Raw genomic sequence first — 25,908 nt, 5'->3', positions numbered from 1 at the left:
CAAGATTCAAAATCTTGGTGTATTATCTTTTTTTAGATAATTGTTCTCTAAAAAGTTTTGTCATTTGTTTTTGTCCGGCAGGAGTACCTAGTGCTTCTTTACTTATTTCTCCTTTAAATATTTGTTCCATTAAAAACAGGTAAGCCTCGCCCAAAGCAGTTGTAATTAATCCAGCAGTGGTTCCAGAAATCGTTCCTCCAACTGCTGTTCCTACTCCGGGAATAAATTTGAGTATATTGGAGACAATTGTTTTTCCGAGGAATGTTGCTCCCCCAGACCCTAAGGTTGAGGATACAAAGGCGGTTAGAAAAGTTTTATTTATATCAAGTCCAAATATTACAGTAATGCCAGTAATCATGCTTATCTGGGTTGGAACAAGCATGAATGCATCTGCGAATGGAACCGGAGCGAAACCTTCGCCAAAACTTGCTGCTACTGCAGTCGCAATGACTGCCCTAGCATGTTTTTTTTTAGATTCCAGAGATACTTTTTGGATATTTTGGAGAGTATCTTGTAGCTCATTTGGCAATACCTCAGACATTACATCAATCAAAGTATCTAATCCAAAAGCTTTAGCGACATATTCCTCATCAAAATCCATATCCTGAGCTAAAATTGGCACAACTTTACAGACGTCTAAGTTTTCCTGCTCAACATGAGCTTTCATTTCTAATGCTTTCTTCTTAGGTACAGATTGAGTAAGGACAACAATGATTGGTACCTTAGACGTTTTATTCTTCTCAGAAAACTCTCTTAGCCATTCCACTTCCGAACTATCGAAAGTACGGTTTGAACCGACATTAATACAATACCAAATGCAGTGGATCACCTCATTGATATCATTAGAAGAGTAACCGTTGTTAATTAGGTTAATCACTTCATCTTTGACACTCTCCTGTTGGGTATATGATAATTCAAAGCCGGGTGTATCATAGATAGCCAAAGGATATCCATTTTTTTCAATTTTGCGAATTTCTTGAGTAACCGGTCGACCCAATCCAGTATCAGCAAAATTACCTCTAAACAAACTGTTGATTAGTGTGCTTTTACCGACGCCTGATTTCCCAATTACAATGATGTTTAATCTTTTTAAATTGTGAATTCTATCATTAATCGCATTAAGGCACTGTTGCGCAATATTGTCAGTATTAATTTGCATGATCTTCTACCTTTTTATATTCAGATTTTTTAACCAATTTGTCCTTACAATCAAAAGTTACTTTTCGATGATTAGTTATTTTTACTTGCTTTTTATATAAATAATTTGTTGTTTTTTTCAAAACTTTAGGCAGAATCACTGTAGAAGCTAAAATTAAAGCTCCGCTTCCTAAGATATATTTGACTTTAGAAGAATTTCTTTTTTTTGTTACCTTTTGTCTTTGACATAATATTTCTTACTAATATGATATTTAAAATAATTATATCATATAAGAAATTAAAAGAGCCAATTTAATGATTTTGTTTATCTCTTTGTTTTAAAGCTTTTAGAACAAATTCCTCGATAGAAATTGAAGTAATGTTAGCAGTGATCTATTAGGTGTAATGAAGAGGGGGCAAAGATCTTGAAGATAGAAAAGTAGTTATGTGGCTTTCAGCTTTGTCCGGCAGATGGGTGTCAGATTGGGCAAAAGCCTGCTCAGTTGGAAACATCGGATAAGTTTCAAATCACGGAGCCGCTGCCTGTTAGTCAAAGTCAGGCTTATGAAACCTTTCTAGCTCAGGCTGGTATTGATGTGGCGGCTATTGAGTGGGTAGAGTCGGAGAGCGGTCAGATTTATGTCTATGATGTGAACACCAATACCAACTATAATCCGACAGCAGAAGAAAAAGCAGGAATTTTTGCTCATCAGAACTTGGCAGAATATCTAAAGAACGAGCTGGCAGCATCCTATCCAGAATAAATTTAAAACAAACAAAAGCTTTCCGTTTTGGAGGTTTTTTGTTTTTTCTTCGTTTCTAAAATATGACATCTGTCATTTTGTTTTTGTGACAAACGTTAGGTGAAGCGCTTACAAAAAATTGTTATATTTAGATTATTGAGATTGATCTTTTTTATAAAGGAGTTAGGTGCTAAACGAGGTGTTCATTTTGAACAAGAAAAGGTGAAAGGAGTGCGTTATGTAGAGGTAATTTGGTTGTGAGGAGTCTGATTTTATTTTTAGAATATTGAGGTATGTCATGAAAAATCATCAGGAAAAAGTGTGTAAAAATTGGTTTATGAGAAAAAGCGGCAAGCGTTGGGTGTTTGGGTGCGCTCTGCTTGCTTTTGGAGCTTTCTTGTTAGATGGTGGCGGAGTGGTTTATGCGGATGAGGGTAAGGATAATCCAGCTCCAGCTCAGATCTTGCAGACTGACTCATCAGCTGTCTCGGAGCCTGAGAGCGGGCAAACAGCTGCTCCTACAAGGAATGCCGATACGACAGAGAACCTTGTAGCTGGGGAGACTGGTGCAACTGCAGCGACGGAAGCAGGTAGTCCGGATGCAGCAGTAGAGTCAGCCAATCAAAAGGCTGATAAGGAAAATCAAGTCACAGCAAATGCCAAAGAGACCAAACAGGAAGAAGACGAACAGCCAGCAGCTAAGGAAGTTGCTTCGGAAAAACTCCCTGCCGTAGAGACTGTGGATAAGCAGTTAGGCTTCAATACTAATTTGGCAGAAGCCAAGGGAGACAAAAATGGAGTTTGGGAAGTCCGGGAACAAGGTCTTTATAGTGATGCCAGAGGCAAAGGTGATAGTTTCCTTTACTCTCAAAGTCAGGGCAAGAATTTTGTTTACTCAACGGATGTAACTTTCCTCAGTAAGGAAGGGGCGGCAGCCCTCATTTTCCGCAGTAATAATAATCCGGATGACAAGAGCAGTTATGCAGTTAATATTGATGGTGGCAGCAACAATGTGAAGTTTTGGCGTTGGCAAGGCGGGCGTGACTATCAGTTTATCAATGAAAAGCATATCGAGCCAACGAATGATAATAAATATCAACTCAAGGTCGTTTCTATTGGCTCTTGGGTATCCTACTATGTCAATGATATTCTAGTGGCCAGCTCAGGAGATTACACGATTCAGAGAGATGATAAGGGGCAGAATACTTATCTGTCAGAAGGCTATTTTGGCTTACTTAACTGGAACAGCGAGCTGTTTTTTCAAAATACCTTTTATAAAGAAATCAATCCTCAGTCTAATCCTGAGTTGGAGGATATAAGGGTGACTTCTTCGGTTGGGAAAGTGGAACAGAAAGGTCAGTTTAGTGCTCCTATTACCATCCAGTATGTCAAACATGACGCTGAGACTGTAGACTTGACCGCCGTAGCGAAAAATCCTGCTGCCAAGGTAAGCGTGACCGATGCTGCAGGTAGGGTTTATAGTGATTTGAAGAATATCCCGCTGGCAGTGGGGGCAAACTATCTGACTGTGACCAGTACTGTGACGGATGCGGATGGGCAGGAGGTCAGCCTGGCTTACCGGCTCAATGTCCATCGTCGGCAGGCAGATGAGGTATACTACAATGAGCTCTATCGCGGTCAGTATCACTATTCGGTCAAGGACGGTTGGGCCAATGATCCCAACGGGCTGGTTTATTACAAGGGAGTCTATCATTTCTTCTATCAGTTTTATGACGATACCAAGTGGGGGCCTATGCACTGGGGCCATGCGACCAGCAAGGATTTGATTCATTGGGAAGAACAGCCGATTGCCATTTATCCGGATGCTAATGGGGCTATGTTCTCAGGCTCTATTGTAGCAGATACCACCAATTCCTCTGGTTTGTTTGACAATGACCGGGGCGGTTTAGTCGCGCTGATTACTGCCGATGGAAACGGTCAGCGCATCAAGTTAGCCTACAGTAAGGATGAGGGCCGGACTTGGACGAAGCTTGATCAAATTGCAGCTGACTGGACGGATGATCCACTGCAATCTCAAGATTTTCGTGACCCTAAGGTCTTCCGTTGGGAGGGCAAATGGTTTATGGTCGTTGCAGGCGGACCGCTGAGAATTTATTCGTCTGATAATCTGCGTAATTGGAAGGTGGAGTCAACTTATGCGGATCTCCATACGGAGTGCCCAGATCTCTATCCTCTACTAGCAGACGATGGCAGCCTTAAGTGGATCCTGTCTCGTGGCGGGCGCTCCTATAAGGTCGGTGATTTTAGACAGGTGGCGGGCAAGTGGACTTTCGTCCCAGATGCTGAGTTTGCTCAGGCTGATCAGGTCATGAACTTTGGTAAAGACTCTTATGCGGCCATGACTTACTACGTTCAGGACTTTGGCAGCAAGGCTAATCCAACCCTACCCGACATTATCGCGTCTAACTGGATGAATACCTGGGAAGATTACTGTAATCTGGTAGCCGATACCGTCGGTCAGAAGTTCAACGGCACCTTCAATCTTAACCTCAAACTAGGCCTTATCAAGCAAGACGGCAGCTATCGGCTGACTCAGACACCAATTACAGCTTATCAGTCTCTGCGTCAGGAAGACAAGGCTGTGTTGTATAAAGACGTGGAAGTTAGTGAGAAGAATGGGCTGTTGAAAGATTTTTCAGGTGATCAGTATGAAATTGTCTCTACTTTCCGTCCGAGTGAAACGACCAAGAAAGTCGGTTTTAACCTACGGGTTGGAGATGGAGAAGTGACTAGAGTTACCTATGATTTAGAAAAGGAAACTCTCTCTATTGACCGCAGCCGGTCCGGCATTCTTCTCAGTAATAAATTTGCTCAGGTGGATAGTCAGTCCGTCAAACGCAATGCGGATGGCAGCATAGATCTGCATCTCTACATAGATCGTTCCAGCCTAGAAGTCTTTGCCAAAGGATATACTGTGGCAGGTGCCAATCAGATATTCCCTGCGCCAAATAGTCTTGCCGCTAGTGTGTTTGTAGAAGGTGGTGCAGCTAAGGCTGACATTGCTCTTTATCCGCTGAAGGGCATCTGGAAAGACAAGCAGGCAGTGACCAAACCACTGGAACTAGTGCAGGCTTCTCCTGTAACAAATAATATTTATGTCGGCGATACTTTGGATTTGAAAGCATATGTCATGCCAGCAAGTGTCTCTCAAGCGGTCAGCTGGAGTGTGGATCAGCCAGATCTGGTCTCTGTCGCGGAAGATGGCAATAAGCTGCGAGTGACTGCTCTGCAAAGGGGTGTGGTCAAGGTAACGGCGACCTCTAAGGAAAATCCAAGCCTTTCCAAGGTCTTCACCATCAATATCAGCCGCAATGACTTTAAGACCAATGTTCCAGATCTAAAAGCTGTTTCCGGTAAGTGGTATGTCGACGGTGAAAGTCTCTATAATCAGAATACCAGCGCCAATGATTATTATATGGGAGGTCAGAAGATTCCTTTCCCTGAGTATAACTTGGATGTGGATCTCAAGTATCAAAAAGGCTTGATTAATATTTTCTATGCGTCTGAAAATGTTGACCCTCGCAATGCTTATTCTATTCAATTTGGCGATAATGATAAGATTCGACTTTACCGCTTTATGGGAGAGACGATTGCAGAAAGTAGCATGAATGGCAAGCATCTTAATGACGGCCAGTTCCACCATGTTAAGCTAGTGAAAACTAAAAATGGTGTCAGTGTATCTGTGGACGGTGTAGAATACCTGAACCACCAATTTGATACGGTTGAGCCTTATTATAATGATGCCTACGTCGGTCTGGGACTCTGGGATGGGGACTTGGAAGCGCGCAATTTCTTTGTGACCAATCTTCATGCCCCAGCAGTTAATAAGGCTTCTCTGCAGAAAGTGGTAGACAGTACGGCTAGTCTAGATCCAAGCCTTTACACAGATGAGACAGTTCAGGCTTACCAGTCAGCCTTGGCTCGAGCCCAGTCTCTCTTGGCAGATGAAAAAGCGGAGCAGGCAGATTTAGATAGAGCAGAGCAGGATCTGAAGGCAGCTCTTGCAGCCCTAGCTCTGAAACCAAGTCATCAGGTCACTCCGGAAGAAGGGATAAAGGACCTAGTGGAAGAAAAGCCGTTCTTAGAAGTCGTAATGGAAGAGATTGCATATCAGACTCAAGAACAGGAAAATTCAGAACTGGAAAGAGGGCAGCGGCGGATACTTGTAGCCGGCCAAAAAGGCCAAAAGCGAGTCTTTGTAGAAGTCTTGAACGGTCAGCGAACCGTCTTCGGTCAGGAAGTGCTCTCTCTAGCAGTTGACGAACTAGTAGAAGTCGGCAGCAAGGTGGTGGCTGAAAGTGCTAAACAGCCTTCAACAATAGCCCAGCCTCAAGCTCTCAATCAAGGTAAGGAAGGAAAAGTTATTTCGTCGCCAAGATTGCAGCCAGCTCCCGACTCAGCTCTGCCTAAGACTGGTAATCAAGAAGATAAGTTTCTGCCTCTGGCTGGTTTAGCTTTTCTGGGAATGGGTCTTCTAGCTGGAAGGAAGAAGCAAGAAGACTAAGGTGCTAAGCAATGGTTATTTGCACATAAAAAGGATGGGTGTTTTCCCGTCCTTTTTTGATATAATTATGGCTTGCGAAATGATTCGTTTCTAGCTGAGCATGCTCCAGTATTTGGCAAGAAATTTCGCTACATCCTCTTTCCTCCTTTCTTAATCCTCTATCCGAACTTGCATCCGGATGAACATATCGCGGTGCTGCTCCTGGAGTTGTGGCTGTTCATGAATCACCTCGCAGATATAATCGCCCACAGGAGTATATCCAGCTTGGGTCAGAGCCTGGTGAAAATGCGGCAGAGCTTTAAGTTCATCTGCAAAGGAAGAGCAGTAAGCAACAGCATAATTTCCTGCCGGCAGCAACATTCGATTTAAGTGAGGGAGTTCATTGGGAGTATGATGGAAGAGACAGAGTTGTTTGGAAATCCATCTTTCTTTTTGGAAATCTTCTTGTTTCATAATGGAGCCAACACGGCTGAAATGAGTGAAAAAAGGACTGTAACGCAGGATTTCTTGCTTGAAGCAGCGGAGAGCAAGTTCGTATTCCTCACTTTTCATTTGATAAATATTTTGATTAATTTCAAAAGTAAGCAGCTGCCGTTCAGAAAAAGTTAGGATTTCCAGCTCTTGCTCGCTCTGCTTTTCGCCATAGATACGGGCACCAGACCGAAAGATTTCAATTTCTTGGATTTGTTTTTCTAAATTCTCTTTTTCCTCTAGAAGGCGCTGATAGCGCTCCTCGATAAGCTGGTTCAGTTGAAAATGGTCCTTATCAGATAGGATTTCTTTGATGTCTTCTAGAGAAAAATTCAGTTGACGCAGGTACTGAATGGAGTCAACCAGAGAAGATTGATTGATGTGGTAGTAGCGATAGTTGGTTTCTGGATCGACTTTATAGGGTTTTAAAAGACCGATTTGGTCGTAGAATCTTAGAGTTTGGATGGAAATCTGATTTATTTGGGAAAACTCTCCGATACGCAAAATTTTTTTCATTTTTTAAAACCCTCTATTGACTCTCTAGTTACTAGAGATATTATACTATAATTGTGAAAATAATAACAATCAATGGAGGGTTTGCCATGAGAAATACAAAAATTCGTGCTGTTCAGTATGGCTGCGGCAAGATGTCTAAAGTGATTTTCAAGTATCTGCTGGATCACGGTGTAGAAATCGTAGGAGCTATTGATAACAATCCTGCTGTAGTAGGGCAGGATGTTGGTGATTTTGCAGGGCTAGGCTATAAGACTGGTGTCCTGATTTCTGATAATGCTGAACGTGTCTTTGGAGAGTGTGACGCTGACATTGCCATTGTCACCATTGCTTCCTATATGCCGGAAATGTATGATTTTTTTGAAACAGCCATCAAGCATGGAGTTAATATCATCACGACCTGTGAGGAAGCCATCTACCCTTGGACGACATCGCCATCCGAAACAAACCGCTTGGACAAGCTGGCCAAAGAATATGGTGTCACTATAATGGGATCTGGCATGCAGGATATTTACTGGATTAATATGCCTTGCTTGGCTATGTCTGGCCTTAATCGCATTCAAAAGGTGAAAGGGATTGTCAGCTATAATGTGGAAGATTATGGTCTGGCTTTGGCAGAAGCGCATGGTGCTGGTTACGATTCAGAGCGATTTGAAAAGGAAATTGCCAGTGCTGAGAGTCTGCCGTCCTATATGTGGAATGCTGCTGAAGCTATTTGCTCTAAGATGAACTGGAGCATTCAGGATATTTCACAAAAGAGCGTTCCTTACATTTTGGATGAAGATGTTTATTCTGAAACGTTGGGACGCACAGTCCCGGCGGGGCAAGTAACAGGTATGTCAGCTGTGACAACCATTCATACCCATCAGGGAATTGAGTTGGAAGTAGAGTGTATTGGCAAGGTCTATCGTGAAAATGACGGAGATATGTGTGATTGGGAAATTACTGGTGAGCCCAATCTAGTCTTCTCAGTCAGCAAGCCTGATACCGTCGCCTTGACCTGTGCCACTATCGTCAATCGAATCCCTTCTGTATTAGACGCACCGGCAGGTTATGTAACTTCAGAGTTAGCGCGTGAGTTGGCCTATCCGACTTATCCACTTCATACCTATGTGGAAAAATAACAAAGCTTATAACTAAAAATACACCTCCCGCATCAATTGGGAGGTGTGTTTTTAAGTATTAGTCTTCCTTTTTCTTTAAAAGTAAGAGTCCAGCTGCCCCTGCGATTAGGAGTCCAGCTAGAGCAAAGCTAGCAGTTTTTTCTTGACTGCCGGTCTGCGGAAGGGTCTGACTCTTGTAGGTCAGGGCTACCGTTTGAGCCGGTGGATTCACTGTAGCAGGCTTCCAGTCAAGGACAGTCTGACTTGGCGCTTGATAGGTTGGGTCAGGTGCCGCAGGACTTGGAAGGTCTGTCAGCTCGGCCAACTGGCTGCCAAAGATAGCGTTGGAGATCCAGCGGTAGAAGTGAACAGGGTGAAGCCGATTGGTCGGATTGCCAGCATAGACAAAGAGAGGCTGTTCTTTATAAGTACCGGCAATAGCTACGACTTTGTTAGCCAGTTGTTCATTGCCAGGCCACCAGCCAGCGATATAAAAGTCGCTGCCAGCAATGCTGGCAAGAGTCCTAAAGTTGGCAGGAATCTTAGCAATCCAGTTACCAGAGTTGGAGTAAAAGAGTCCATCCTTCTTGTAGCCGCTGGTCAGCGGGTCTTGGTCTTGTATAATGGCTTTCATCAGTCCTTCATAGTCACTGCCGTTCTTGAAGCGCTCAGCGTCAAATCCATCTAGGATACCTAGTTTTTCCAAGCGCTGCATAGCAGAGCCTCCGACGACGATGGTTGGCTTGAGTCCGACAAGAGACTTATCATAGTTGTTGCTTTCAAGAACGATGACGTCCGCTTCTTCTGGACTGTCGACGATTTCAAAGCCCATATTTTTCAGAGCCAAAGCAGTGTGAGCCGGTGAGTCCACACCTGCCCAGTAAAATTGATGCGGCGGTGCATAGACCTTGAGAGGCTTCAGAGTCGGTCCTTGTGGAATCTTATAAAGGGCGTCGCCGTAAATAGCATAACGATCTAGGAGGCTGGTAAAGGTCGGTGTATCAACGATGTAGCCGTCATCTGTCAGGTAGACTTTCTTGCCTTCAGCAAGAGCTTGGTTGACGGCCTTGACCGCGCTCTCAGACGTATTGGCAATGACGTAATAAGGCGCTTTATGATCAACCTGACTGGTACGTGCAGCACGGAGGGCTGTCACGTCGCCTAGCTTGCCTTCAAAGAGTTTGTCGCCAAAGACTGGCTGGGCTTTGAAACCTTTCATATCAGGGAAATTGACGACTAATTCCGCATACATAGCTGCCCACTTGGATTCATTTGAGCCTTTGTAGAGGACATGATTGGCATAGCCACGCTTGGCCTGCGCCATATCGACAACCAAATCGCCTTTTTTATAGTTGCCGCTGTCTTCCTTGAGTTCTTTGACCAGGACACCGTTGCGCTTGAAATAGTCAATCATATTAAAGGCTTCTTGGGTATCGTTGTCCTTGTCCACTCCCATTGGGATGACATAGTAGTCTGGGAAGAATTTTTCCTGGCCTTTTTTAATCCGGCCTACGACTTGACCATCTGGTCCGACGAGTTCATTTTCTGCCTTAGGATCTTCGACTTTATTGATTCCGCGCAGGTAGAAGTTGAGACGCATCTCCATGAGCTTATCTGGGTTCTGAGCCAGATAGTCAAGGCCTCCTAAAACTGCATAATATCCAGCCTTGTAGGACTCTTGATTGCCCTCCGGAATTTCGATAGTATGTCCCAGGATGCCATGGTACATAGAATAAACCGCTGTGTAGCCGGAGAAGGAATCGTCCCATCCGTCTCCCCAGTCCAGTTTTGGAATGATGTATTTGTCGTAGCCAGAGTTGGCAACGCCGGCCCGTCCCATATGATGAGCATTGTCCAGCATGAGGTCAGCTAAAAGGTCATATTCAAAGTTAGGATCGTGAGGCGGGGTTGCCGGCTCAATCAGGAATTCCTTGATAAAGCCGTGGATATCATAGAGAGCAATCGGGTTCCATTTGTTAATCAATCCAGCAACGGTACGGGTTTCAGGATTGGCTTGGTAGCCAGTATCACGGTTAGGGTCAAGGCCATTGGCCAGAGCCCTAGTGTTGAGGACATCGCCGTCAGGGTTCTCTGTAAAGTCAAAGAGGAAGATAAACTTCTTCAGTAAATCTTGGATTTTGAGAGTGACAAGTTTTTCAGAACCATCGGCAGCGGTTGTTTTGAAGCTGACTTGGTCTTTAGTTGCAAAAGTTTTAAAGAGACCTGTGATAATATCAATAGCAGGCTGTTCATCAGCGTGAGTGTTGTTAATGAGCACAGGCAGTTTATAGTCTAAGTTGCCATTTTTGAGAGCTGCCAGCATTTCTGCTGGTTTGGTCAAGGCCTGCGGATTGGTTGTGCTGAGGTAGTCGTCGATGCTCTTTTGGTCAGAACTGATGATACCCAGCTTGATATCGCGCCCCTGAGCGCTCTTTCCAATGTTCTCAATCTGTACCAAACGATCTGTTTTGGCATCCTGTCTGCTCTTTTCGATGGATGCTAGCATCTCTTCATGGCTGTGGAAGTCTTCATAAGGGCGCAAGACGATATTTTTGCGAATGGTCAAGCTCAAGTCCTGGCTCGTACCAACCAGTTCATGGCTGCCAATGAAGTTTCGATAGGTCCGGCGGATATTGTGGGGAGAGCGAAGGCTGAGATCGTCTCCGAAAAGCTTTTGAAACTGCAGATTCAGATGAAGATCGTTCCCGTCGGCCTTTTCCTCAATAGTGAGAAAGGGTTGCCCAGTAAAGGTGCCAGTGTCCATGTTCCAGGTTTTCCAGTCAGCAATCGGTTTATTATCCAGAGTCCAGGTCAGCTTGCCTGCCTGAGAAGCCTGTTCTTGGACAATATCCTTGAGCTCTGCAGGCTCGGACATATAAACGGTACTGTCGGCCAGTTGGGTCTTGGCTTCTTCAGAAGCAGCTGCTCTTGTTTGAGCTGCTGCAGAGACAGCTGGATTGTCCGCTGCAGGAGCAGGAGCCTGCTCTTTTTCTCCTGTCTGATTTGGAGCAGCTTCTGTTGCAGGAGTTACAGCCTCTACCTGATTGGCGACTGGCTGTGACTCAGTGCTGTTCTGCTGGTCAGCTGCGGCCTTGCCCTGAGCTAAGACAGCCATTAATACAGCGGCTGATAAACTTAAAGCCTGTGTATAGAGACGCTTCTTGTATGAATCGTTCATTAGGAAATCTCCTTTGTGTAAAATATTCTATATTTAGTATAACAAATATCGAAAGCGCTTTCAAATAAAAATAGAAAAAACATACAAAGATGTTCAAAATAGTTTTTCAGGTGAATTGCCGAGCATAGGGGGATCTTCCTTGTTCCGAGCGCTATTTGCAATATCCGAACCTTCTGTCTTTATTTTCTGAAATAGTATACAAAATCCTCGAATTTATGCTACAATGAGACAAACTAAAAATGATTGGAGCCAAGCATGAAAGCAATTATTACCGTTATCGGAAAAGATAAAACAGGGATTGTAGCCGGAGTTTCCACTAAGATTGCGGAGCTGGGGTTGAATATTGATGATATTTCCCAAACCGTTTTGGAGGAATATTTTACCATGATGGCCTTGGTGTCCAGCGATGAAAAGCAAGATTTTACGGCCCTTCGCAATGAGTTTGAAGCTTTCGGCCAAGAGCTCAACGTTAAAATCAACATTCAAAGCGCAGCCATTTTTGATGCCATGTACAATATCTAAGGAGTGAAGGATGGATATTAGACAAGTAACAGAAACCATTGCCATGATTGAGGAGCAGAATTTTGATATTCGGACCATCACCATGGGTATTTCACTCTTGGACTGTATCGACACAGATATTGATTGGGCGGCGGAGAAGATTTACAAAAAAATCACGACCAAAGCGAAAGACTTGGTGGCAGTTGGGGATGAAATTGCTGCAGAGCTTGGGATTCCTATCGTCAACAAGCGGGTTTCAGTGACTCCGATTTCGCTGATTGGGGCAGCAACAGACAGCAGAGACTATGTGCCTTTGGCCAAGGCTTTAGACAAGGCAGCCAAGGAAATCGGCGTTGACTTTATCGGTGGTTTTTCTGCCTTGGTCCAAAAGGGCTATCAAAAAGGCGATGAAATCCTCATTAATTCCATTCCGCGTGCTTTGGCTGAGACGGACAAGGTCTGCTCCTCTGTCAATATCGGCTCAACCAAGACTGGCATCAATATGACGGCCGTTGCGGATATGGGGCGGATTATTAAGGAAACTGCCCAGCTTTCTGACATGGGTGCGGCCAAGCTAGTCGTCTTTGCCAATGCGGTAGAGGACAATCCTTTCATGGCAGGCGCCTTCCATGGTGTCGGTGAAGCAGATGTGGTCATCAATGTCGGTGTTTCTGGGCCTGGTGTTGTCAAGCGAGCCTTGGAAAAGGTCCGTGGTGAGAGCTTTGACGTGGTGGCTGAAACGGTCAAGAAAACAGCTTTCAAAATCACCCGTATCGGTCAGTTGGTCGGGCAGATGGCCAGCGAGCGTCTGGGTGTCAAGTTCGGGATTGTTGACTTGAGTCTGGCTCCAACGCCGGCAGTCGGGGACTCGGTAGCCCGTGTCTTGGAAGAAATGGGCTTGGAAACAGTCGGTACTCATGGCACGACAGCGGCGCTTGCCCTGCTCAATGATCAAGTCAAAAAAGGCGGTGTCATGGCCTGCAATCAGGTTGGCGGACTGTCTGGTGCTTTCATCCCTGTGTCAGAAGACGAGGGCATGATTGCGGCTGTCCAAAATGGCTCGCTCAATCTAGAAAAGCTAGAAGCTATGACAGCTATCTGCTCGGTAGGTTTGGATATGATTGCCATTCCAGAAGCGACACCGGCTGAAACCATCGCGGCCATGATCGCGGATGAAGCAGCGATTGGCGTTATTAACCAAAAGACGACAGCTGTGCGGATTATTCCAAAGGGCAAGGAAGGCGATATGATTGAATTTGGCGGGCTCTTGGGAACAGCTCCGGTCATGAAAGTCAATCAGGCTTCGTCAGCTGCCTTTATCGCGCGGGGCGGTCAAATTCCAGCGCCCATTCACAGCTTTAAAAACTAAAAAGTTAGATTTGAAACAGCTTTTAAGAAAGCATCATAAAGGACAGCTATTCAGTTTCTGATTAGGAGTTTGCGGGATTGAGTCTAGCTGGATGCTTGAAAGATAGGGGATTATAAGGAGATTGTTTAGGTTATGAATAAAAGAGAGCTAGCTGAGCTGGCCCTTGATTTAGGTTTGGATTTTGATAAGGAGAGCGGCATTATATATGGCCGTAGAAGGGATTATGCTTTTTATCTAGAGACCATAACAGATGGCGATGAATTTGCGATTTTCTTTTCAGTCAGATGTGAGCAGGGCTATATCGGTCGAGATGCCTTGGAAGCTTTGATCAATGATTCTGAGGTTTTGATTGATTTTGAGAGAGCTGGCTATAACCTGGCCTGTCAGATTTTAGCTAATCAGGATCGGGAGCTGCTGCCGGATATTTTGGAGGAGGCTATCGAAGACTGCACCCGCTACTTTGAGGGGCAAGGGCTGGTTAGCGCCTGTGAAAAAACCGGTGAAACCGGAGATGTGGACTTGTATCAGATCAAAGGAGATTGGCTCTTTCTCACGCCATCTAGCTATGAGCGGATGGTTTCCATCTCGCAGGATAAGGTGACAAAGCGCTCCCTTCCTCATCAAAGTCCGCAGAAAATACATTATTTTCTGGGTGTTCTCGGAGCATTCTTGACGAGCTTACTTGGTGCATGTCTTGTCTTCTTTCTGACAGGTGCATCCTTGGCCATGGGTTTCATATCAGGTTTTACACTGTTATTTAGCATTGCTTGCTATGAAAAGTTTGTCAAAGGTATTTCTGTTTTAGGAATTGTGGCAAGTTTCTTTTTTACTTTAGCGATGAGCTTTGTAGCTGTTCAAATTGGTTATGCCAATTCTTTTTACCAAGGGGAAGGCAATATTTTGCAAGCCATTATTGCTATCAATGAAGCCGCTTTATCCGGACAGTTTGGTCTTAATTATTGGCTCCATTATCTGTACATTATTCTTGGGTGTGTCAGTGCCGTAAAAGTTCATATTAAGTCTCTATAGTTAATTAGATGCCGGCTTCACGGTAAGCCGCTGTCTATCATAGTGGGAAACCGGGTTCTCCCTCTTCTTTATCATAAAGAATTCGAAGGCCTTTTTCAAAATATACTATAACAAACAAAAATAAAAGAGGTAAACTATGTCAAAAACAAGACTCTATGTTATCCGTCATGGCAAGACCATGTTCAATACTATCGGCCGGGCTCAAGGTTGGTCTGATACCCCGCTGACTGCTAAGGGGGAGCGCGGTATTCGCGAGCTGGGTATCGGATTGCGAGAGTCTGGTTTGCCTTTTGTCAAGGCTTTTTCCAGTGATAGTGGTCGGACCATTCAGACCATGGGGATTATCCTAGAGGAGCTGGGCCTGACTGGTCAGATTCCCTATCGCTATGACAAGCGCATCCGGGAGTGGTGTTTCGGCAGTTTTGATGGTGCTTATGGTGGTGAGCTCTTTCATGGCGTTATCCCACGAGTTCTTAAGACGGATAATTACAAAGAACTCAGTTGGCCGGATTTGGCGAATGGCCTGGTAGAAGTGGATTCGGCTGGCTGGGCTGAGCCTTGGGACAAGCTTAGCGGTCGGATTTTAGAAGGATTTGAAGCCATTGCTAGAGAGGTGGAGTCCTCAGGCGGCGGCAATGCTCTGGTCGTCAGCCACAGTATGACCATTGGTACTTTGGCTTATCTGGTTGATGAGAATATCACGAAAAATCCTAATGTCGACAATGGCAGTGTCACAGTGCTGGAGTATGAAGATGGTCGCTTTAGCATCCAGGCCTTGGGTGATGTGTCTTACCGTCAGGTTGGTGCAGCTATATTGGATCGAGAAAATCAAGAATGAGCAGGAGTTTTGAGACTCCTGCTTTTTGCTTTGAAAGCCAGATGGAGCCAATTTCTTCATAAAATGGTATAATATGAAAAGAATAACGGAGGAAATGAAATGGCAAAAACAAGATTATACTTGGTTCGTCATGGCAAAACCATGTTTAATACTATCGGCCGAGCTCAAGGTTGGTCCGATACCCCATTGACTGAAGTCGGGGAACGTGGCATTCATGAGTTGGGCATCGGCCTGAGAGAAGCTGGGCTTGATTTCAAATTGGCCCGTTCCAGCGACAGCGGCCGAACTATTCAGACCATGGGAATTATTCTAGAGGAACTGGGCCTGACAGATCAGATTCCTTATACCTTTGACAAACGGATTCGCGAATGGTGCTTTGGCAGTTTTGATGGTGGCTATGATGGAGAACTCTTTATGGGTGTGATGCCCCGAGTTTTTAATATTGAGCATGTCCATCAGCTCAGCTATGCTGAGTTGGCTGAGGGTCTTGTCGAAGTCGATACAGCAGGCTGGGCGGAAAACTGGGAAAAGCTCAGCGGCCGAATCTGGGAAGGTTTTTCAGCCATAGCTGAGGAGCTGGAAGCTGCTGGTGGTGGCAATGCTCTTGTAGTCAGCCACGGCATGACCATCGGAACCTTTGTCTATCTAATCAATCGAACTCGGCCTCATGGTTTGGACAATGGCAGTGTGACTGTTGTAGACTATGAAGACGGTAAATTCACAGTAGCTTGCGTCGGAGACATGTCTTATCGAGAGGTCGGTGCCAAAGTAATGGAGGAAGAAGTTGAAGCGCGCTAAACATCGCAAAGAAAAGAGAAAATCGAAGTCTAAGAAGATTGGGTTAACGCTTTTGCTGTTAATCGTCTTGTGTCTGGCAGCTGGAGGAACGGCGATTTATTTCCGTCCGTCCTTGTTACAAGACCTGCTTGCAAAGATTCAGTTTTCGGGTTCGTCTAGCAGCTCTGCTACGAAAGGCTCTTCTAGCTCAGAGAGTTCGCAGTCTGATTTGCCTAAGGTTTCTTCTACTGACTGGAATTTGATTTTAGTCAATCGTGACAACCAGCAAGAAGAAAAAACACCTAATCTGACTCAGATCGGAGAGGTACAGGTCGACAGCCGCATTGCTGAAAATACTCGGCAATTCCTAGCAGCAGCCCAGGCGATAGCTCCTGAAGAAACTCTAATCTCTGGCTATCGCAGCCGAGCAGAGCAGGAGGAGCTCTATAACGAAAAAGTTGCTGGGGAAGTCGCCAAAGGCTTGTCAAATGAAGAAGCAGTCAGCATCGTGCTGAAGCAGGTGCAGCTTCCAGGAGCCAGCGAGCATCAAACGGGCTTGGCTATTGATATGAGCGCACCAGAAGGTCAGGAGGATGAATTGGCTGCCAAGATTGCGGAGCTAGCTCCCCAGTATGGTTTTGTCCTTCGCTATCCGGATGGCAAGAGTGATATTACCGGAGTTGACTTTGAGAATTGGCATTACCGCTATGTCGGTGTGGAGAATGCCCAGTATATGCAGAAGCACAATCTGGTTCTGGAAGAATACATCGCCCTGCTTAAGGCAGCAGGAAAATAAACAAGTAAGTCAGGTTCTCCTGGCTTTTTTTATGCTGATTTAGATTTCTAATCCTTTTAGCTTCTGATTAAAGCAGCTTTAGCAACAAACATAGAGATACAAAAACGAACCACTTTTTGTAAAAAATATTTATAAATCCTTGACAACTATATCGGACTGCGATATAATCTTTATATCAAGGTTCGATATATCGAGGTGAAAGTGAGATAAAAAGATGAGTGGATTGACAGAAAAACTTAGGAGAGTCTATGTGCCAATGACAGAGACAGGTTTTTATATCCTCTTCTGTCTTCAGAAAGAGAGGCATGGCTACAGTATTACTCAAAAAGTCAAGGAGCTGACAGAAGGAAAGCTATCTATTAGCCCAGGAACCATGTACGGGACCTTGGCAAAGATGGAAAAAGATGGTCTGATTGCCTTTGTTCGCGAGGAAGAAAAGAGAAAACTCTATTCTATCACGGAGCTTGGGAAGCAGATTTTAGAGTTGGAAATCCAGCGGATTGAGCGCCTTTACCGCAATAGTAAGGAGGAAGTTTGATGGAAAAGAGAATTGTCTATAAAATCTTTACCATTGCAGACTATGACAGAGAAGCAGCTTATTTTAAACAAATGCATAGCCAAGGCTGGAAATTGAAAAAAGTAAGTTATTCTCCCTTTCTTGTTGCGGTTCGTTATACTTTTGAAGCATGTCCGCCTCAGGACGTGGCCTATCAATTAGATTTTCGCCCCATAAAGAAGGCGGAGCAAGAATCCTATTATCAACTGTTTGAGGATTGTGGCTGGGAGCATATTGCAAACTTTAATCAATTTTCTTATTTCCGCAAGCCGGTTTCTCAGCTTGATGCAGACAGCGATCTTGAAATCTATAATGACGCATGGTCTAAGCTAGAGATGGTCAAGCGTTTGCTTGTATGGCGATTTTTGCCAGCCATCATGGTTTTGTGTGTCACTACCTATCTCATTCTAGATATTTCCCAGAAAAGTTTGAAAGCAAGTCTATTATTCAAATCAATCTTAGCAATAGACTGTCTTATATTGATCATTCTGTTCTGTCAACTGGTCCATATTGCCTTGCGTTTTTGGAAAATGAGGCAGGAACTGAAAGATTGATTGCGGTTTTGTTAAATACTGTTATGAAAGCGAGGAAAACAATGAACAAGACCATTATTGAAGTGCAAGGCTTGAAAAAGAAATTCAAGGAACAAGAAGCCTTGGCAGGAATCGATTTTTCCATCCAAGAGGGAGAAATTTTTGGCTTCCTAGGACCGTCTGGATCTGGTAAAACGACGACTATCAATATCTTGACTGGTCAGTTGTCTGCAGATGCTGGAACAGCTCATGTGCTGTCTGCTCCGGTTGAGGATTTTAAGGTAGAAGTCCTGGAGCAGATTGGTATTGTCAGCGATGGCAGTGGTTTTTATGAAAAGATGTCACTTTATAAGAATCTCAAGGCCTATGCTATGCTCTTTGGTGTTAAGATGACAGAAGTCGATGAACTTCTCCGGAAAGTGGGACTCTATGATAGCCGCAACAAGGTGGCTGAAAAACTATCTACCGGCATGAAGCAGCGCATGTTACTGGTACGTGCCTTGATTAATCGACCTAAATTGCTCTTCTTGGATGAGCCGACCAGTGGTTTGGATCCGTCAACCTCTCGCACCATTCACGAATTGCTGCTGGAACTAAAAACGCAGGGGACAACTATTTTTCTGACGACCCATGACATGCAGGAAGCTACCCTCTTGTGTGATCGCTTGGCCTTGCTAAGTAAAGGAAAACTAGTCGAAGTAGGCAGTCCGCATGAGATAATCCAAAAGTATAATACAGATAAGAAGGTTCGTTTAGAATATGAAGATTTGACGACTAAGACGGTGGCTTTTGAAGAACTGCAAGAAGGTTTGGATTTGTCCAATGTTATCAGTATTCATTCCTGCGAACCAACTTTAGAAGATGTTTTCATCACTTTGACAGGAGGTACCTTAAATGTCTAATAAATTAAAAGGTATGATTTGGCTGAGAGGTCAAGTGACGCTAGCTAATAAAAGTATTCTGTTGCAGGTTTTCATGCCGATTTTCCTCATTTTTCTCTATAAATTTATTTTTTCTCTGAATGGAGCAGGTAAGGAAATTGGAGCGGATAAACTAGCTACTATGTTGCTTACAATCTCCCTGCCTTTTTCTCTAGCCATGTCTGTTGGAACACCCATTATTATCATCCTAGCTGAGGAAAGAGAAAAACATAATTTGCAAAGTTTGCGCTTGGCTGGTGTGACAGCTAGTCAATACATTCTCTCCGCTTTAATCTGGCCAGCGATTATTGGGATTTTTTATATCGTCATTACCCCAATTTTGGTGGGAGCCAAGCTTTCTAATCATGTATTCAGCTATGGTTTGGTTCTCTTATTGACCATGTTGGTCTTAATTTTCTTCTTTTTAATGGTTGGCTTGTTTTGTAAAAATCAGGTCATGGCACAATCTCTTAGTGTCCCAGCCATGCTCTTGGCGGCATTTATTCCTATGTTTTCAAATATGAGCGAGGAGTTATTTAAGGTGCTGCGTTATAGCTTTATGGGCCTCTTTAGTAGTTATATGAAAGATTGGTCTCATTTCCATTTATGGAGCGGAGAATTTTTGGCTCTTCTAGTTTGGTTGCTTCTTTTTGCAGGAATTTCTTTCTATTTGATGCGCCGTTTGCAAATTTTGGACGACTAATCTAGGTCGCTAGACTGATTTTTAGCACTCTTGTAAAAAGAGTGCTAATTTTTTGAGTTTTTGTCTTGACTTTGGAGTAGAAGAGTGTATAATAGAATCATGAGTTAGCACTCGAGGCGGCTGAGTGCTAATCAACAGCAGAATCTTGATTGGAGGTGATGCCGTGGTCACGGAGCGTCAAAATGAGATTTTGAATTTAATTATTGATATCTTTACCAAGACCCACGAGCCGGTAGGCTCCAAAGCCCTGCAGGATTCCATCAATTCCAGCAGCGCCACCATCCGAAACGATATGGCGGCTTTGGAAAAGCAGGGGCTTCTGGAAAAGGCGCATACGTCCAGCGGCCGTAAGCCTAGCGTGGCTGGTTTTCAGTACTTTGTCAAGCATTCTCTGTCCTTTGATCGTCTCGCTGAGAATGAACTTTATGAGGTTATCAAAGCCTTTGACCATGAGTTTTTCAACTTGGAGGACATTCTTCAACAGGCAGCGGACCTTTTAACCAAGCTCAGTGGATGCACGGTTGTTGCACTGGATGTAGAACCCAGTCGTCAGCGTTTGACAGCTTTTGATATTGTTGTGCTCAGTCAGCACACGGCTCTGGCAGTCTTCACCTTGGATGAGTCCAATACCATCACTAGTCAGTTTATGATTCCGCGCAACTTCTTAAAAGAAGACCTGGATAGGCTTAAAGGCTTGGTACGTGAGCGGTTCTTGGGACAGACAGTGCTGGATATCCATTACAAGATTCGGACGGAAATTCCGCAGATTATCCAGCGCTATTTCACTACGACGGACAATGTCATCCAGCTCTTTGAGCATATCTTTGGTGATATTTTCAAGGAAAATGTGATTCTGTCTGGCAAGGTTCAGCTCTTGGAATTTTCAGACCTGACGGCCTATCAGTTTTTTGATGACCCGCAGAAAGTGGCCTTTGAAATTCGCGATAGTTTGGCCGAAGATCAGATGCAAAGCGTGCGCGTGGCAGACAGTAGAGAAAACTGTTTGGCTGATTTGACACTAATTTCCAGCAAATTCCTGATTCCTTATCGAGGATTTGGAGTGCTGGCAGTTGTCGGTCCGGTCAACCTTGACTACCAACGGCTCGTCAGTCAGATGAATGTCGTTAACCGCGTGCTGACCATGAAACTAACCGACTTCTATCGTTACCTTAGCAGTAATCACTACGAAGTCCACTAAATATAGTATAAATATTCCTAAAAAGGAGGTGCCTTGTGGCAAAACATAAACAAGAAGAACATCCAGAAGATGTGGAAGTAAAAGAGGAAGTTGTAGAAACAGCTGAACAAGCTGAATCAGCAAGTCCTGAAAAATCAGAATTAGAACTAGCTAATGAGCGGGCAGAAGATTTTGAAAATAAATATCTCCGTGCTCATGCAGAAATGCAGAACATCCAGCGCCGAGCAAATGAAGAACGCCAGCAGCTGCAAAGATACCGCAGCCAGGACTTGGCAAAAGCTATTTTGCCTTCGATAGATAATCTGGAGCGCGCACTTGCCGTTGAAGGTCTGACAGATGATGTCAAAAAAGGACTGGAAATGGTGCAGGAAAGCTTGATTCATGCTCTCAAAGAAGAGGGTATCGAAGAAATCCCAGCTGACGGAGCTTTTGACCATAACTATCACATGGCTATTCAAACAGTTCCAGCTGACGATGAGCACCCAGCTGACACTATCGCGCAGGTCTTCCAAAAAGGCTACAAACTTCATGACCGTATCCTGCGCCCAGCAATGGTAGTGGTCTATAACTAGGCTAGAAAACTTGAAAAATCTTGTCCGAAACGACAATAAACTATGAAGAAAGATAAAAAATTGTTCAGCTTTGCAATAGTGCGCGAAGCGAACCAGAGAGTATTGAAAATAAAATTAAAGTAAAAAGAGGTAAAAATATGTCTAAAATTATCGGTATTGACTTAGGTACAACAAACTCAGCAGTTGCAGTTCTTGAAGGAACTGAAAGCAAAATCATTGCAAACCCAGAAGGAAATCGTACAACACCATCTGTAGTGTCATTCAAAAATGGTGAAATCATCGTTGGTGATGCGGCAAAACGTCAAGCAGTGACAAACCCAGATACAATCATTTCCATCAAATCAAAAATGGGAACATCTGAAAAAGTGGCTGCCAACGGCAAAGAATATACTCCGCAAGAAATCTCAGCTATGATTCTGCAGTACTTGAAAGGCTATGCAGAAGAGTACCTTGGTGAAAAAGTAAGCAAAGCGGTTATCACAGTGCCAGCTTACTTTAACGATGCACAACGTCAAGCGACTAAAGACGCTGGTAAAATCGCTGGTCTTGAAGTAGAACGTATCGTTAACGAACCAACTGCAGCAGCTCTTGCTTACGGTCTTGACAAACAAGATAAAGAAGAAAAGATCTTAGTCTTTGACTTAGGTGGCGGTACATTTGACGTTTCAATCCTTGAGTTGGGTGATGGTGTCTTTGATGTACTGGCAACTGCTGGTGACAACAAACTTGGTGGTGATGACTTTGACCAAAAGATTATCGACCACATGGTGGCTGAGTTCAAGAAAGAGAACGGCATCGACTTGTCAAATGATAAGATGGCGCTTCAACGTTTGAAAGATGCAGCTGAAAAGGCTAAGAAAGACCTTTCAGGTGTGACTTCTACTCAAATCAGCTTGCCGTTTATCACAGCTGGCGATGCTGGACCTCTCCACTTGGAAATGACTCTGACTCGTGCTAAATTCGACGATTTGACTCGTGACTTGGTAGAGCGCACTAAAGAACCAGTTCGCCGTGCTCTTTCTGATGCAGGCTTGAGCTTATCAGAAATCGACGAAGTAATCTTGGTTGGTGGCTCAACTCGTATTCCTGCAGTTGTGGAAGCTGTTAAGGCTGAAACTGGTAAAGAGCCAAACAAATCAGTGAACCCTGATGAAGTAGTTGCTATGGGTGCTGCTATCCAAGGTGGTGTTATCACTGGTGATGTTAAAGATGTTGTCCTTCTTGACGTAACACCATTGTCACTTGGTATCGAAACAATGGGTGGTGTCTTCACTAAGCTGATTGACCGCAACACAACAATCCCAACTTCTAAATCACAAGTCTTCTCTACTGCAGCGGACAACCAACCAGCCGTTGATATCCATGTTCTTCAAGGTGAACGCCCAATGGCAGCAGACAACAAGACTCTTGGACGTTTCCAATTGACAGATATCCCAGCTGCTCCTCGTGGAATCCCTCAAATCGAAGTAACATTTGACATTGACAAGAACGGTATCGTATCTGTTAAAGCTAAAGACCTTGGAACTCAAAAAGAACAACACATTGTCATCCAATCTAACAGCGGCCTGACTGACGAAGAAATCGACCGCATGATGAAGGATGCAGAAGCGAATGCTGAAGCAGATAAGAAACGTAAAGAAGAAGTTGACCTTCGTAACGAAGTTGACCAAGCTATCTTTGCGACTGAAAAGACTATCAAGGAAACAGAAGGCAAAGGCTTCGACGCAGAGCGTGACGCTGCCCAAGCTGCTCTTGATGACCTTAAGAAAGCGCAAGAAGACAATAATTTGGACGACATGAAAGCGAAATTGGAAGCTCTCAACGAAAAAGCTCAAGCATTGGCAGTGAAACTCTATGAGCAAGCTGCTGCAGCTCAACAAGCCCAAGCAGGAGCGGAAGGAGCTGAAAACGCGGGCTCAACTAAAGCAGACGACGATGTCGTAGACGGAGAGTTTACGGAGAAATAGGCGGTGAGACAGAACTAAAAATTGAAAGTTTTTAGTTCGTAGTCGAACCCCCGCGAGGATGATTAGGATTTTTGGGAGTCTGAAAGACGAACCTAAAATCCAATCAGCTACCGCGTCAAAAATTTTTCGAAAAATATTGTTTTGAAAATTTCACGTCGTAATGATAGGAAGAAATCCAGAGGTTGCAACCCAGCCTCTGTTTTTCGCTAAACTAGAGGGTGACGCTTATGAAGAAAGTGCTCTGTTTAATTTATCCTAATTTTTCACTTTATGAAGTAGTTGGTCTGACCAGTACTTTAGCGCTATCTTTTGGTGTTGAGGTTGATTATGTTGGTACAGATAGAAATGTTATAAGATCGGAAGATGGACTTCCCTGTCAACCTACTGGAACACTGGATGAAGTAGTCATCGAAGACTATTCTTGTGTCATTTTGCCAGGAATGATAAACATCGCTCCTGCTCTGCATGATGAAAAATTAATTTCTTTCCTAAAAAGTTTGAATCAGCAAGAGATTTTGATTGCAGCTATTTCCTCAGCGCCCATTTTATTGGCGAAAGCAGGTTTATTGAAGGACACTAAATTTACTGGTGGGATTTGGCAAAACTTCTTTGACTATTTTGAATTTCTTCCACGGGAGAATTTCAAAGCTAAAGCGGTCCTGCAAGATAAGAACATCATTACAGCTGTTGGCTGTGCACATCAAGTGTTTGCGAGAAAAGTGCTTCTTAGTCTAGGTTTGGTAGATAATGCTGACAACTATTTTAAAGAACGGAATCAGTATTCGGAAGAGGACTTGATATTCACTTTATCAGAAGAAGAGTTTGCTGAAATGAAGCATGAATTTGAAAATACCCTCTGATCAATATTTTCTAAAATTTAAAGAAAGGAACATGGGTGTTCGCAACTGAACACGGGTTCCAAAAATTCTGACTCAATATAAAAGAAAGGAACTGAACCCGACCTAAATTCTCGGAAAAGAGAGAAATCTGTCTAGGAGCATCGCTCCGTCGCCTGATTTCCTATTTTTCAGTCGAATTTTACGGTCTTGGTATCTTACATGAACAATACAGAATATTACGACCGTCTAGGTGTCTCTAAGAATGCTTCTCAGGATGAGATCAAGAGAGCCTATCGGAAATTATCTAAAAAGTACCACCCCGACATTAATAAGGAAGCTGGGGCGGAGGACAAATATAAAGAAGTCCAAGAGGCTTATGAGACGCTGAGCGACGAGCAAAAGCGGGCAGCCTATGATCAATACGGCGCAGCGGGAGCTAATGGTGGCTTTGGCGGTGGTGCAGGCGGCTTCGGCGGCTTTGATGGCTCCGGCTTTGGCGGCTTCGAAGATATCTTCTCCAGCTTCTTTGGCGGTGGTGGCACTCGCAATCCTAATGCTCCGCGCCAAGGGGATGATCTTCAGTATCGTGTGAATCTCCGCTTTGAAGAAGCAATTTTCGGGGCTGAGAAGGAAATCAAGTATAACCGCGAAGCGACTTGTCGGACCTGTGATGGGTCTGGTGCTAAGCCAGGAACTAGTCCTGTTACCTGTGGCCGCTGTCATGGCTCAGGTGTCATCAATGTTGATACCCAGACACCGCTTGGCATGATGCGTCGGCAAGTGACCTGTGATGTCTGTCACGGCCGAGGAAAAGAAATCAAAAGTCCTTGTGAAACCTGTCATGGAACGGGGCATGAAAAACAGGCTCACAGCGTCAAGGTGAAAATCCCTGCTGGTGTAGAAACTGGTCAGCAGGTCCGTCTGTCTGGTCAAGGTGAAGCAGGCTTTAATGGCGGTCCTTATGGAGATCTTTATGTCGTGGTCCAAGTTGAGCCGAGCGATAAGTTTGAGCGAGATGGCTCTACCATTTACTACAAGCTCAATCTCAACTTTGTCCAAGCAGCTCTTGGTGACAGTGTAGATATTCCAACTGTTCACGGGGATGTGGAGCTGAATATCCCAGAAGGAACACAGACTGGCAAGCGTTTCCGCCTGCGTGGCAAGGGAGCACCGAGTCTGCGCGGTGGAAGCATGGGTGACCAGTATGTTACAGTCAATGTTGTGACACCGACTGGTCTCAACGACCGTCAAAAAGCGGCCCTCAAAGAATTTGCGGAAGCAGGCAATATCTCGGTCAATCCTAAGAAAAAAGGCTTCTTCGACAAAATGAAAGATGCCTTGGAAGATTTGTAATCATATAAAAAGGAGCAGCCTAATGCTGTTCTTTTTATGTTTTCTAGAAGGCTATTGGGCAAATGTAGTCAAAAAAGAGAGTAGCTTTGATCAGCCATTTAATTAAAAGAAATTATCTATAAAAAGTGTAAAGAGATTTTTTCTCTTTACTTTTATAAAAATTAATTGTTTTTTTAAGTAAAATCTATTGTAAAAATTTCCTAAAAGATATATGATAATACTATATGTATAAAACGCATCTTTTTAGCCTGCTGGGGAGTTGGCTAGGGAGATATTGGGAGATTAGC

The 25,908-nt window shown here is 44.1% G+C and carries 20 protein-coding genes and 2 pseudogenes; 18 read left to right on the top strand and 4 right to left on the bottom strand.

All coding sequences use genetic code 11. The annotated features are described in order from the left end of the window. Positions 1-22: 22 nt before the first annotated feature. Positions 23-1,159, bottom strand: coding sequence for a YcjF family protein (locus K1I94_RS07945; RefSeq protein WP_002898983.1), 1,137 nt, complete (start codon positions 1,157-1,159; stop codon positions 23-25). Continuing rightward, positions 1,149-1,386: pseudogene (locus tag K1I94_RS11380) on the bottom strand (hypothetical protein). Before K1I94_RS11380 ends, K1I94_RS07945 begins: the two are co-directional and overlap by 11 nt. 200 nt (positions 1,387-1,586) lie before the next feature. Between K1I94_RS11380 and K1I94_RS07940 the strand changes: the two are divergent. Further along, positions 1,587-1,901, top strand: a pseudogene (locus K1I94_RS07940) (ATP-grasp domain-containing protein); the annotation flags it as partial. Between the two features lie 277 nt (positions 1,902-2,178). Continuing rightward, the gene (locus K1I94_RS07935) at positions 2,179-6,405 is read left to right on the top strand and encodes a GH32 C-terminal domain-containing protein (RefSeq protein ID WP_223314992.1); all 4,227 of its coding nucleotides are present in this window, start codon (positions 2,179-2,181) and stop codon (positions 6,403-6,405) included. Between the two features lie 150 nt (positions 6,406-6,555). Here K1I94_RS07935 and K1I94_RS07930 read toward each other — a convergent pair whose 3' ends face one another. Continuing rightward, the gene (locus K1I94_RS07930) at positions 6,556-7,392 is read right to left on the bottom strand and encodes a MerR family transcriptional regulator (protein ID WP_060976568.1); all 837 of its coding nucleotides are present in this window, start codon (positions 7,390-7,392) and stop codon (positions 6,556-6,558) included. 86 nt (positions 7,393-7,478) lie between these two features. Here K1I94_RS07930 and K1I94_RS07925 point away from each other — a divergent pair, with 86 nt between their 5' ends. Next, the gene (locus K1I94_RS07925; RefSeq protein ID WP_223314991.1) at positions 7,479-8,513 is read left to right on the top strand and encodes an NAD(P)H-dependent amine dehydrogenase family protein; all 1,035 of its coding nucleotides are present in this window, start codon (positions 7,479-7,481) and stop codon (positions 8,511-8,513) included. A 58-nt stretch (positions 8,514-8,571) separates the two neighbouring features. Here K1I94_RS07925 and K1I94_RS07920 read toward each other — a convergent pair whose 3' ends face one another. After that, positions 8,572-11,670, bottom strand: a complete 3,099-nt coding sequence (locus tag K1I94_RS07920; RefSeq protein WP_223314990.1) for an LPXTG-anchored zinc carboxypeptidase — start codon at positions 11,668-11,670, stop codon at positions 8,572-8,574. Between the two features lie 255 nt (positions 11,671-11,925). Between K1I94_RS07920 and K1I94_RS07915 the strand changes: the two genes are divergently transcribed. From K1I94_RS07915 to dnaJ, 15 genes are all read left to right on the top strand, one after another. Next, positions 11,926-12,192 carry an ACT domain-containing protein gene (locus tag K1I94_RS07915; protein ID WP_002905356.1) on the top strand — a complete coding sequence of 89 codons (267 nt, stop codon included), beginning with the start codon at positions 11,926-11,928 and terminating at the stop codon, positions 12,190-12,192. 10 nt (positions 12,193-12,202) lie between these two features. Continuing rightward, positions 12,203-13,540 (top strand): PFL family protein, encoded by a 1,338-nt coding sequence (locus K1I94_RS07910; RefSeq protein WP_002905355.1) that lies wholly within the window; start codon positions 12,203-12,205, stop codon positions 13,538-13,540. A 132-nt stretch (positions 13,541-13,672) separates the two neighbouring features. Then, positions 13,673-14,569: a hypothetical protein gene (locus tag K1I94_RS07905; RefSeq protein WP_223314989.1), complete on the top strand. Its 897-nt coding sequence runs from the start codon at positions 13,673-13,675 to the stop codon at positions 14,567-14,569. Between the two features lie 136 nt (positions 14,570-14,705). Beyond that, positions 14,706-15,407: a histidine phosphatase family protein gene (locus tag K1I94_RS07900; RefSeq protein WP_125409126.1), complete on the top strand. Its 702-nt coding sequence runs from the start codon at positions 14,706-14,708 to the stop codon at positions 15,405-15,407. 99 nt (positions 15,408-15,506) lie between these two features. Next, complete coding sequence (locus K1I94_RS07895; protein ID WP_223314988.1) at positions 15,507-16,205, top strand: histidine phosphatase family protein; 699 nt, start codon at positions 15,507-15,509, stop codon at positions 16,203-16,205. Beyond that, positions 16,192-16,980, top strand: coding sequence for a M15 family metallopeptidase (locus K1I94_RS07890; protein WP_223314987.1), 789 nt, complete (start codon positions 16,192-16,194; stop codon positions 16,978-16,980). The genes K1I94_RS07895 and K1I94_RS07890 overlap by 14 nt, the downstream gene beginning before the upstream one ends. 214 nt (positions 16,981-17,194) lie before the next feature. Further along, on the top strand, positions 17,195-17,518 hold the full coding sequence (locus K1I94_RS07885; protein ID WP_004184227.1) for a PadR family transcriptional regulator: 324 nt from the start codon (positions 17,195-17,197) through the stop codon (positions 17,516-17,518). Then, the gene (locus tag K1I94_RS07880) at positions 17,518-18,090 is read left to right on the top strand and encodes a DUF2812 domain-containing protein (RefSeq protein ID WP_223314986.1); all 573 of its coding nucleotides are present in this window, start codon (positions 17,518-17,520) and stop codon (positions 18,088-18,090) included. The genes K1I94_RS07885 and K1I94_RS07880 overlap by 1 nt, the downstream gene beginning before the upstream one ends. Before the next feature lie 23 nt (positions 18,091-18,113). Beyond that, positions 18,114-18,971, top strand: coding sequence for an ABC transporter ATP-binding protein (locus K1I94_RS07875; protein ID WP_223314985.1), 858 nt, complete (start codon positions 18,114-18,116; stop codon positions 18,969-18,971). Continuing rightward, entirely contained in the window at positions 18,964-19,692 is a 729-nt protein-coding gene (locus K1I94_RS07870; RefSeq protein WP_223314984.1) for an ABC transporter permease, read from the top strand. The genes K1I94_RS07875 and K1I94_RS07870 overlap by 8 nt, the downstream gene beginning before the upstream one ends. Before the next feature lie 163 nt (positions 19,693-19,855). Further along, on the top strand, positions 19,856-20,890 hold the full coding sequence (gene hrcA / locus K1I94_RS07865; RefSeq protein ID WP_223315062.1) for a heat-inducible transcriptional repressor HrcA: 1,035 nt from the start codon (positions 19,856-19,858) through the stop codon (positions 20,888-20,890). Between the two features lie 35 nt (positions 20,891-20,925). Continuing rightward, positions 20,926-21,462: a nucleotide exchange factor GrpE gene (grpE, locus tag K1I94_RS07860; RefSeq protein ID WP_002927775.1), complete on the top strand. Its 537-nt coding sequence runs from the start codon at positions 20,926-20,928 to the stop codon at positions 21,460-21,462. A 137-nt stretch (positions 21,463-21,599) separates the two neighbouring features. Beyond that, positions 21,600-23,429: a molecular chaperone DnaK gene (gene dnaK / locus K1I94_RS07855; RefSeq protein WP_223314983.1), complete on the top strand. Its 1,830-nt coding sequence runs from the start codon at positions 21,600-21,602 to the stop codon at positions 23,427-23,429. Between the two features lie 227 nt (positions 23,430-23,656). Beyond that, complete coding sequence (locus K1I94_RS07850) at positions 23,657-24,289, top strand: DJ-1/PfpI family protein (RefSeq protein ID WP_223314982.1); 633 nt, start codon at positions 23,657-23,659, stop codon at positions 24,287-24,289. A gap of 198 nt (positions 24,290-24,487) precedes the next feature. Further along, positions 24,488-25,621: a molecular chaperone DnaJ gene (gene dnaJ, locus K1I94_RS07845; protein ID WP_004192278.1), complete on the top strand. Its 1,134-nt coding sequence runs from the start codon at positions 24,488-24,490 to the stop codon at positions 25,619-25,621. Positions 25,622-25,908: the final 287 nt, after the last annotated feature.

Origin of the sequence: Streptococcus sanguinis (assembly GCF_019929145.1) — a bacterium.
Classification (GTDB): domain Bacteria; phylum Bacillota; class Bacilli; order Lactobacillales; family Streptococcaceae; genus Streptococcus; species Streptococcus sanguinis_U.
Note: the sequence above shows the minus strand (reverse complement) of the source record. Positions and strands in the feature narration are given on the sequence as shown.

What these genes read in the sequence shown, in the direction of transcription:
- K1I94_RS07945 (WP_002898983.1), bottom strand. Translation starts at nt 1,159, where the DNA reads ATGCAAATTAATACTGACAATATTGCGCAACAGTGCCTTAATGCGATT.
- K1I94_RS07935 (WP_223314992.1), top strand. Translation starts at nt 2,179, where the DNA reads ATGAAAAATCATCAGGAAAAAGTGTGTAAAAATTGGTTTATGAGAAAA.
- K1I94_RS07930 (WP_060976568.1), bottom strand. Translation starts at nt 7,392, where the DNA reads ATGAAAAAAATTTTGCGTATCGGAGAGTTTTCCCAAATAAATCAGATT.
- K1I94_RS07925 (WP_223314991.1), top strand. Translation starts at nt 7,479, where the DNA reads ATGAGAAATACAAAAATTCGTGCTGTTCAGTATGGCTGCGGCAAGATG.
- K1I94_RS07920 (WP_223314990.1), bottom strand. Translation starts at nt 11,670, where the DNA reads ATGAACGATTCATACAAGAAGCGTCTCTATACACAGGCTTTAAGTTTA.
- K1I94_RS07915 (WP_002905356.1), top strand. Translation starts at nt 11,926, where the DNA reads ATGAAAGCAATTATTACCGTTATCGGAAAAGATAAAACAGGGATTGTA.
- K1I94_RS07910 (WP_002905355.1), top strand. Translation starts at nt 12,203, where the DNA reads ATGGATATTAGACAAGTAACAGAAACCATTGCCATGATTGAGGAGCAG.
- K1I94_RS07905 (WP_223314989.1), top strand. Translation starts at nt 13,673, where the DNA reads ATGAATAAAAGAGAGCTAGCTGAGCTGGCCCTTGATTTAGGTTTGGAT.
- K1I94_RS07900 (WP_125409126.1), top strand. Translation starts at nt 14,706, where the DNA reads ATGTCAAAAACAAGACTCTATGTTATCCGTCATGGCAAGACCATGTTC.
- K1I94_RS07895 (WP_223314988.1), top strand. Translation starts at nt 15,507, where the DNA reads ATGGCAAAAACAAGATTATACTTGGTTCGTCATGGCAAAACCATGTTT.
- K1I94_RS07885 (WP_004184227.1), top strand. Translation starts at nt 17,195, where the DNA reads ATGAGTGGATTGACAGAAAAACTTAGGAGAGTCTATGTGCCAATGACA.
- K1I94_RS07880 (WP_223314986.1), top strand. Translation starts at nt 17,518, where the DNA reads ATGGAAAAGAGAATTGTCTATAAAATCTTTACCATTGCAGACTATGAC.
- K1I94_RS07875 (WP_223314985.1), top strand. Translation starts at nt 18,114, where the DNA reads ATGAAAGCGAGGAAAACAATGAACAAGACCATTATTGAAGTGCAAGGC.
- K1I94_RS07870 (WP_223314984.1), top strand. Translation starts at nt 18,964, where the DNA reads ATGTCTAATAAATTAAAAGGTATGATTTGGCTGAGAGGTCAAGTGACG.
- dnaK (WP_223314983.1), top strand. Translation starts at nt 21,600, where the DNA reads ATGTCTAAAATTATCGGTATTGACTTAGGTACAACAAACTCAGCAGTT.
- K1I94_RS07850 (WP_223314982.1), top strand. Translation starts at nt 23,657, where the DNA reads ATGAAGAAAGTGCTCTGTTTAATTTATCCTAATTTTTCACTTTATGAA.
- dnaJ (WP_004192278.1), top strand. Translation starts at nt 24,488, where the DNA reads ATGAACAATACAGAATATTACGACCGTCTAGGTGTCTCTAAGAATGCT.